The sequence below is a fragment of the Streptomyces griseus subsp. griseus genome, assembly GCF_000720255.1.
GTDB lineage: Bacteria > Actinomycetota > Actinomycetes > Streptomycetales > Streptomycetaceae > Streptomyces > Streptomyces griseus_I.
In genome coordinates, this window is record NZ_JOJE01000003.1 from 488968 (window position 1) to 497150 (window position 8183).

An 8183-nucleotide genomic window follows, 5' to 3' on the forward strand; every position below is an offset into this window, starting at 1 on the left:
GCTCAGCGCTCCGCGAGTCCCCGTACCCGCACCGGGTGGGACGGCTCGTACACGCCGTCCTCACCCTCGCGCTCGACGACCACGCGCGTGCCCTCCCAGCGGGCGACGTAACGCTCGATCTCTGGCTCGTCCCAGCCGTCGCCCGCCTCCGCCACCACCAGCCCACGCCCGGCCCGCCCATGAGCCGGCGCCCACACCTCCAGCTCCAGCCCACCGTCCGCGCCGCGCACCGGAAGAACGGCACCCGCACGCGCGAGCACCGGAATGCGCGACAAGGGAGCGTCCACGAGAACCCGCCCCGGCCCCTCGTACGCCCTCCCCGTGGCCGTGTCGTACCACCACCCCCGCGGCAGCTGCACCGCACGCCGGTCCGCTCCCGGGTCCAGGATCGGCGCCACCAGCAGACAGTCGCCCAGCAGAAAGGCGTCCTCGCAGTCACGCAGCGCACGATCCCTGGGCGCGCCCCACCACACCGGACGCACATAAGGAGCACCCGTACGCCGCGCCAGATGCGCCAGCGTCAGGAAGTACGGCAGCAGACGACGCCGTTCGAGCAGTGCCACGCGCGCATGCTCGAGCACCTCCTCGCCGAACTCCCACGGCTCCCTTCGCCCCGCACGTATGCTCGCGTGCGTGCGGAACAGCGGCAGATACGCGGCCAGCTGGAACCACCGCAGGTACAACTCCGGCGAGGGGCTGCCCGCAAAACCGCCCACGTCAGGCCCCGAGTAGGGCACCCCACACAGGCCGAGCCCCATCACCAGCGACAGCGACGCCCTCAGCCCTGGCCACCCCGTGGCCACGTCACCCGACCAGCTGCCCCCGTAACGCTGCATGCCCGCCCACCCCGAGCGCGAGAAGACGAACGGCCGCTCCTCCGGCATCAGCTCGCGCAGACCCTCGTAGCCGGCCCGGGCCATGCACAGCGCGTACACGTTGTGCGCCTCACGGTGATCACCGCCGCGCCCTTCCAGGGCGTGCCGGGCGGAACGGGGCAGGGTCGACTCCCCGAAGGCGACGAACGAGGTCGGTTCGTTCATGTCGTGCCAGAACCCGGAGAACCCCTGCGCGAGCCGTTCCGCGTACAGGCCGCCCCACCACTGCCGCACGCGCGCGTGCGTGAAGTCCGGATAGACGGCGTCCCCGGGCCACACCACCCCCCGCACCAGCCGCCCCGAGGCGTCCCGCACGAACGCGTCCTCGGCCGTCCCGCCGTCGTACACGGCGTTGCCCGGCAAGGCCTTGACCGCCGGGTCGACGATCGACACCAGCCGGATGCCGTGCCGTCGCAACTCGTCGGCCAGGACCGGAAGCTTGGGGAAGCGCTCCTCGTCGACGGTGAAGACCTGATGGGCGTCGTAGTGGTCGATGTCCAGGTGCACCGCGTCGAGCGGCAGGCCGCGCTCCTGATACCCGGCGACGATCCGCCGCACCTCCTGCTCCGTGCCGAAGCCCCACCGCGCGTGATGGTGCCCCAGCGCCCACGCCGGCGGCAGCGCGGGTGCACCGGTGAGCGACGCCCAGGCGAGCAGCACGCGCGCGGGCGTGCCTACCATGACCCAGCAACGCAACGGACCACCATCCATGCGCAACTCGCAGGTCCCCGCCCGGTCGTGCCCGGAACCGGCCCCTTCCTCGCCCTCCCGCAGCGTCACCCTCCCGTCCCACGAGGTGTCGTGGAACACCAGATGCGTGGCGGCGTCGGCCACGACCAACTGCACCGGCATGGTGAGGTACAGCGGGTCGTCACCCGGACCGAACGCCCCACCCGGGTCCGTGTTCCACAGCCGGTACGTCCCGTCGCGCAACCGGGGCCCCGACGCCCGCGCGCCAAGACCGAAGAACCTGGCGTCCGCCGCGACCTCGGACCGCTGCATCCAGCGAGCACCGCCCCCGCCGTCCGGCTCCCACCAGCGCGGCGGCAGGTCGCGGCGCAGCATCACGCCCCCGGGCGTGCACACCTCGACAGCCCCGTGCCGCGAGACCACGACCGTCACCCGTTCGGCGACGACCCGCCAGCCCCCGTCCTTGTCCGGCTCCAGCACCGCCCGCGGATCCGGCTCCGGACTCCGGCCGGAGAGCGCGTACGACGGCTCCGGACCGGCTCCGTCCCAGCCCCAGAAGACGGCTCCGCTCACGGTGACGGTGATCCGCAACTCCGAGCGGCTGAATCGTATGACCCCGCCGCCAGGGCCAGGCTCGACGTCCTGCACGAGCCCGGGCACCCGTGCGCGCTCACCCTTCCGCGACGGCAACCCGGTGGCATCGGCTCGCCGCCTGCGCCACGCGGCCCGCACGGTCCGCAACCCCTGGGCCGCCCCCACAGAACCGACCATCCTCACCGAACGCACCAGGTCACGACCGTTCATGCTGCTCACCCTGCCATCGAACGCCCCCCACATGCGTGTCGTTCAACTGTCGTTCACCTAGCTCGGGACCACATCTTCACGACACGGACTATGTAGGGCGCGCCCTGGTGTACAAGTCGATCACATGGCATCGTCCGTGTCAGCCGCGTCACGCGCACACCCCCGCCCGTGCGCGAGCGACGCCCACGACGCGCACAGTCCAGGAGCCGCCCGATGCCGACCGTGAACCCCCAACCGCTCTGGCAGCCCGATCCGGGACGCATCGCCCGGGCACAGGTCACCACATTCCAGACCTGGGCGGCCGAGCACCACGGCGCCCCCTCCGAAGGCGGCTACCCAACCCTCCACCGCTGGTCCGTCGACGAACTGGAGACGTTCTGGAGAGCAGTGACGGAGTGGTTCGACGTACGGTTCTCCACCCCCTACGCGCGCGTGCTGGGTGATCGCGCGATGCCCGGCGCCCAGTGGTTCCCCGGAGCCACCCTCAACTACGCCGAGCACGCCCTGCGCGCCGCCGCGACCCGCCCCGACGAACCAGCCCTCCTCCACGTCGACGAGACCCACGATCCCCACCCGATGACCTGGGCCGAGCTGCGCCGCCAGGTCGGCTCCCTCGCCGCCGAGCTGCGTGCCCTGGGCGTGCGTCCCGGAGACCGCGTCAGCGGCTACCTCCCGAACATCCCCGAAGCGGTCGTCGCCCTCCTCGCCACGGCCGCCGTCGGAGGCGTCTGGACATCCTGCGCCCCCGACTTCGGCGCCCGCAGCGTCCTGGACCGCTTCCAGCAGGTCGAACCCGTCGTCCTGTTCACCGTCGACGGCTACCGCTACGGCGGCAAGGAACACGACCGACGCGAGACCGTCGCCGAACTGCGCCGCGAGCTGCCCACCCTGCGCGCCGTCGTGCACATCCCGATCCTGGGCACCGAGGCCCCCGAGGACGCCCTCGAATGGTCGGCCCTCACGGCCGCGGACGAGGAACCCGACTTCGCGCAGGTGCCCTTCGACCATCCCCTGTGGGTGCTCTACTCCTCCGGCACCACCGGCCTGCCCAAGGCCATCGTCCAGTCCCAGGGCGGCATCCTGATCGAGCACCTCAAACAGCTCGGCCTGCACTGCGACCTCGGCCCCGAGGACCGTTTCTTCTGGTACACCTCGACCGGCTGGATGATGTGGAACTTCCTCGTCTCCGGCCTCCTGACCGGCACCACGATCGTCCTCTACGACGGCAGCCCCGGGTACCCGGACACCGGCGCCCAGTGGCGGGTCGCCGAACGCACCGGAGCCACCTTCTACGGCACCTCCGCCGCCTACGTCATGGCCTGCCGCAAGGCAGGGGTACACCCGTCACGCGACTTCGACCTCTCCCGCGTCCAGTGCGTCGCCACCACCGGCTCGCCCCTGCCGCCCGACGGTTTCCGCTGGCTGCACGACGAGGTCCGCGACGATCTGTGGATCGCCTCCGTCAGCGGCGGCACGGACGTCTGCTCCTGCTTCGCGGGCGCCGTACCGACCCTCCCGGTGTACACCGGTGAACTGCAGGCACCCGGGCTGGGCACCGACCTGCGGTCCTGGGATCCCAGCGGCAAACCACTCGTCGACGAGGTCGGCGAACTCGTCGTCACCAACCCCATGCCGTCCATGCCGATCCACTTCTGGAACGACCCCGACGGCAGCCGCTACCACGACAGCTACTTCGACACCTACCCGGGCGTATGGCGCCACGGCGACTGGATCACCCTCACCTCCCGTGGCTCCGTCGTCATCCACGGCCGCTCCGACTCCACGCTCAACCGCCAGGGCGTCCGCATGGGGTCCGCCGACATCTACGAAGCCGTCGAACGGCTCCCGGAGATCAAGGAATCACTCGTCATCGGCATCGAACAGCCCGACGGCGGCTACTGGATGCCCCTCTTCGTGCACCTGGCCCCCGGCGCCGCCCTCGACGAGACCCTCCTGAAACGCATCAAGCAGACCATCCGCGAACAGCTCTCTCCACGCCACGTCCCCGACGAGGTCATCGAGGTGCCCGGCATCCCCCACACCCTCACCGGAAAACGCATCGAAGTCCCGGTCAAGCGCCTGCTCCAGGGCACACCCCTGGAAAAGGCCGTCAACCCCGGATCCATCGACAACCTCGGCCTGCTCCACTTCTACGAGGACCTCGCCCGCAAGCGCGGCTGACCCCGGAACACCCCACCCGGGAGCCCGTTGTCAGTGCCGCCGATTACTGTGAGTGAGCATTGATCGACTGCTCGCTCACAGGGGGAATCCATGACGCACATCGACCATCAGACGATGCGGCGCGTCCTGCGGCGCGAAATCGCCGGCACCATCGGCCTGCTCACAGACGAACACGACTTCCGCGCCATGCGGCGCTACCGCAGTTTCACCTTCGACGACCACGAGACCTACCTACAACAGGTCGAGGCCCTTCTGAAGGTCCGCGACGCCCAGGGCAACCACACGACGGTGGCCCTCTTCGACCCACTCGAGTACGCCGAGTACTGCGCGGACAAGGGCCTCGACCCCGACCTCCCCGCCAGCCGCACCCGCTTCACGGCCGAACTCGCGACCACCGGCCCCAGCGTCCCCTACGAGGGGCAGCCCCTCGCCGCCCTGGTACCCGCCCTCGTCGACGAAGCCATCCGACAGGCGACCTGGGAATACGCCGCCACACTCCTGGCCCGCCGCGGCGCCTGCGCCACCTGCGGTGCGGACATCGGACGCGCCTCTCTGGCCCGCGCCTCGATCCTCCTCGACCGCATCATCGACACCGCGCCCGCCGGCAGCAGTCACCTCGTCTGCAGTGTCTCGGGGACACCGGAGGCGCTCGTCGCCGTCCTCCACGCCGACGACGGAGCGGACGGCATCGCACAACTCGACGAGGCCGAGGTCCTCGAATTCACCACCGTCCTCGCCGTCGGCCTCGCCACGCAGAGCCCGGGTGGACTCGTCATGCGCACCAGCGCGCCCGGCACCCCCGACCGTGTCTACGGCTGGCGCCTGCGCGGGGACCGTCTGGAACCCCTGACAGCCGGCGAGGTCTTCGACGCCTACTGCACCGACATCGAATCCGGGGACCTCATCTCCCCGGAGTCCGACGTCGACTACGGCGCGCCGCCCGACCTCGGAGAGGACAAGCGCCTGCCCGGACACCGGCACTGAACACGCGAGGGGCGCCCCACCCGCAGGTGGAGCGCCCCTCGGGAGCACCGGACCAACGGCGCACGACGGCTACTCGCCGGACAGCACCGCCTGAGCAGCATTCCGCGCCTCGCCCGCACTGTCCGCCGCCCTGGCGGCGGACGCGGCACGCTCGCACTGGGCGAGGGTGTACTTCGCCAGCGTGGCTCGCACGTAGGGAATGGACGCCGAACCCATCGAGAGGGAGGTGACACCGAGTCCGGCCAGGACACACGCGAGCAGCGGATCGGACGCCGCCTCACCGCAGACACCACAGCTCTTGCCCTCGGCCTTTGCCGACTCCGCGGACAGCGCCACCAGGTCGAGCAGCGCGGGCTGCCACGGATCCTGAAGACGAGACACGGCGCCCACCTGACGGTCGGCGGCAAAGGTGTACTGAGCGAGGTCGTTCGTGCCCAGCGACAGGAACTCCACCTCCTGCAGGATCGAACGCGCCCGCAGCGCCGCCGACGGTATCTCGACCATCGCGCCGAACTTCGCCCGCAGCCCCGCCTCACGGCAGGCGTCCGCGAACGCCTTGGCGTCCGTACGGTCCGCGACCATCGGGGCCATGACCTCGAGATAGACCGGCAACCCCTCGGCGGCCTTCGCCAGCGCCGTCAGCTGCGTGCGCAGCACATCGGGGTGGTCCAGCAGAGTCCGCAGACCACGCACGCCGAGGGCCGGGTTCGGCTCGTCGGCAGGGGTGAGGAAATCGAGCGGCTTGTCCGCACCGGCATCCAGCACACGCACGACGACGCGGCTCTCGGGGAAGGCCTCGAGCACCTTCCGGTAGGCCTCGACCTGCTTCTCCTCGGACGGCGCGTTCTTGCTGTCGTCGAGGAACAGGAACTCGGTACGGAAGAGTCCGACGCCCTCCGCCCCCGCCTCGACGGCGGCCTCGACGTCCGACGGCCCACCGACGTTGGCGAGCAGCGGCACCTTGTGACCGTCGGCTGTGGCACCCGGCCCCGTCGACGCGGCCAGCGCTGCCCTGCGCTCCGAGGCGGCGGCCTCCAGCTGGGCCTTCTTCTCCTCGCTCGGGTCCACGAAGATCTCACCGGTGCTGCCGTCCACGGCGATCAGCGTTCCCTCGGCGAGTTCACCGGCGCCGGGCAGGGCGACGACGGCCGGAACACCGAGAGCCCGCGCCAGAATCGCGCTGTGGCTGGTGGGCCCACCCTCCTCCGTGACGAAACCGAGCACCAGCGTGGGGTCCAGCAGAGCCGTGTCGGCCGGCGCGAGGTCACGCGCGACAAGGACGTACGGCTCGTCACTGTCCGGGACACCTGGCATGGGAACGCCGAGCAGACGAGCGACGATTCGGTTCCGCACATCGTCCAGGTCCGCCACACGGCCGGCGAGGTACTCTCCGGCACCCGCCAGCAGCTCGCGGTACGCGGCGAACGCGTCGTACACGCCGCGCTCGGCGGTGCTGCCCACCGCGATACGGCGCTCCACGTCCGCCATCAGCTCCGGGTCCTGGGCCATCATCGCCTGGGCCTCGAGCACCGCCTGTGCTTCGCCTCCCGCCAGATTGCCCCGTGCTGTCAGGTCGGCGGCCACCGCTTCCACGGCCTTGTGAGCGCGCCCCTGTTCACGCTCCGCGTCCTCCGCCGGGATCTGCTTGGCAGGCGGTTCGAGGACCGCCGTTCCCATGTGCCGAACTTCGCCGATCGCCACACCGTGGCTCACGCCGACGCCTCGCAGCGTTGTCACCTTCTCACCCGTCTCCGGTAGTGCGGCGGGTCCCGCCGCCGCGGTGGTTGTCGTACTAGCCGTCCTAGGACAGCGCTGACGTCACTTCCAGAGGAAGAGACTGTCTCCTGCCTTCACATCGCCGTCGTCGCGGAGGTCGGAGAGGGCGTCGGCCGTGGCCTCCAGCGCCACGACCGGGCACACCGGGGACTTTCCGGCGGCCTCGACGGCTGCAGGGTTCCAGCGCACCACGGCCTGGCCGCGGGTCACGGTGTCGCCCTTGTTCACGAGCAGCTCGAAGCCCTCGCCGTTGAGCTGCACCGTGTCGATGCCTAGATGGGTGAGTACACCGTGTCCGTTCGCGTCGACGACGACGAAGGCGTGCGGATGAAGAGAGACGATGACTCCGTCCACGGGCGAGACGGCCTCGGACGGCTCACGCACGGGATCGATCGCGGTACCGGGGCCGACCATGGCCCCGGAGAAGACCGGATCCGGCACAGCTGCCAGTCCGATGGCGCGTCCTGCGAGTGGGGACGTCACGGTGGTCATGGGAAACCTCCCAGGGGTGGAGATCCATATGTCATAGGAAGTACCGGTTCCGCCGGGTACTCCCGATAGAGGTCTAGACCAGTCTAGGCCCCAACCCTAATCGATTTGCACCCGCTCGGCGGCTCCGTGTACAGTCGTAACCCTGCCTGGGGCTGAGCGACGCAACCAAGCGTCCTTGCCTGGCAGCATCCAACTTGTCAGATCCTATCTCGGGGTCATCTTCTGCATGCCTGCAGGATGGTGGTCAGAGAGCCGGAAAAACACTGATAGAGTTGGGAACAACGAAGGGAAGCGCCCGGAGGAAAGCCCGAGAGGGTGAGTACAAAGGAAGCGTCCGTTCCTTGAGAACTCAACAGCGTGCCAAAAGTCAACGCCAGATAT

5 protein-coding genes are annotated in these 8183 nt (G+C 70.1%); 2 read left to right on the forward strand and 3 right to left on the reverse strand.

Translation table 11 applies throughout. The features are described from left to right. Nucleotides 1-2: 2 nt before the first annotated feature. Nucleotides 3-2369, reverse strand: coding sequence for a glycoside hydrolase family 31 protein (locus IG99_RS07230; protein ID WP_037670932.1), 2367 nt, complete (start codon nt 2367-2369; stop codon nt 3-5). A 213-nt stretch (nt 2370-2582) separates the two neighbouring features. Between IG99_RS07230 and IG99_RS07235 the strand changes: the two genes are divergently transcribed. After that, nucleotides 2583-4550 (forward strand): acetoacetate--CoA ligase, encoded by a 1968-nt coding sequence (locus tag IG99_RS07235; protein WP_037670934.1) that lies wholly within the window; start codon nt 2583-2585, stop codon nt 4548-4550. A 90-nt stretch (nt 4551-4640) separates the two neighbouring features. Beyond that, nucleotides 4641-5534, forward strand: a complete 894-nt coding sequence (locus IG99_RS07240) for a hypothetical protein (protein WP_037670936.1) — start codon at nt 4641-4643, stop codon at nt 5532-5534. 69 nt (nt 5535-5603) lie between these two features. Here IG99_RS07240 and ptsP read toward each other — a convergent pair whose 3' ends face one another. Both ptsP and IG99_RS07250 read right to left on the reverse strand, forming a co-directional pair. Beyond that, on the reverse strand, nt 5604-7211 hold the full coding sequence (gene ptsP, locus IG99_RS07245) for a phosphoenolpyruvate--protein phosphotransferase (RefSeq protein WP_234311762.1): 1608 nt from the start codon (nt 7209-7211) through the stop codon (nt 5604-5606). A gap of 141 nt (nt 7212-7352) precedes the next feature. Beyond that, complete coding sequence (locus tag IG99_RS07250) at nt 7353-7802, reverse strand: PTS sugar transporter subunit IIA (RefSeq protein WP_037670938.1); 450 nt, start codon at nt 7800-7802, stop codon at nt 7353-7355. Between the last annotated feature and the right edge of the window lie 381 nt (nt 7803-8183).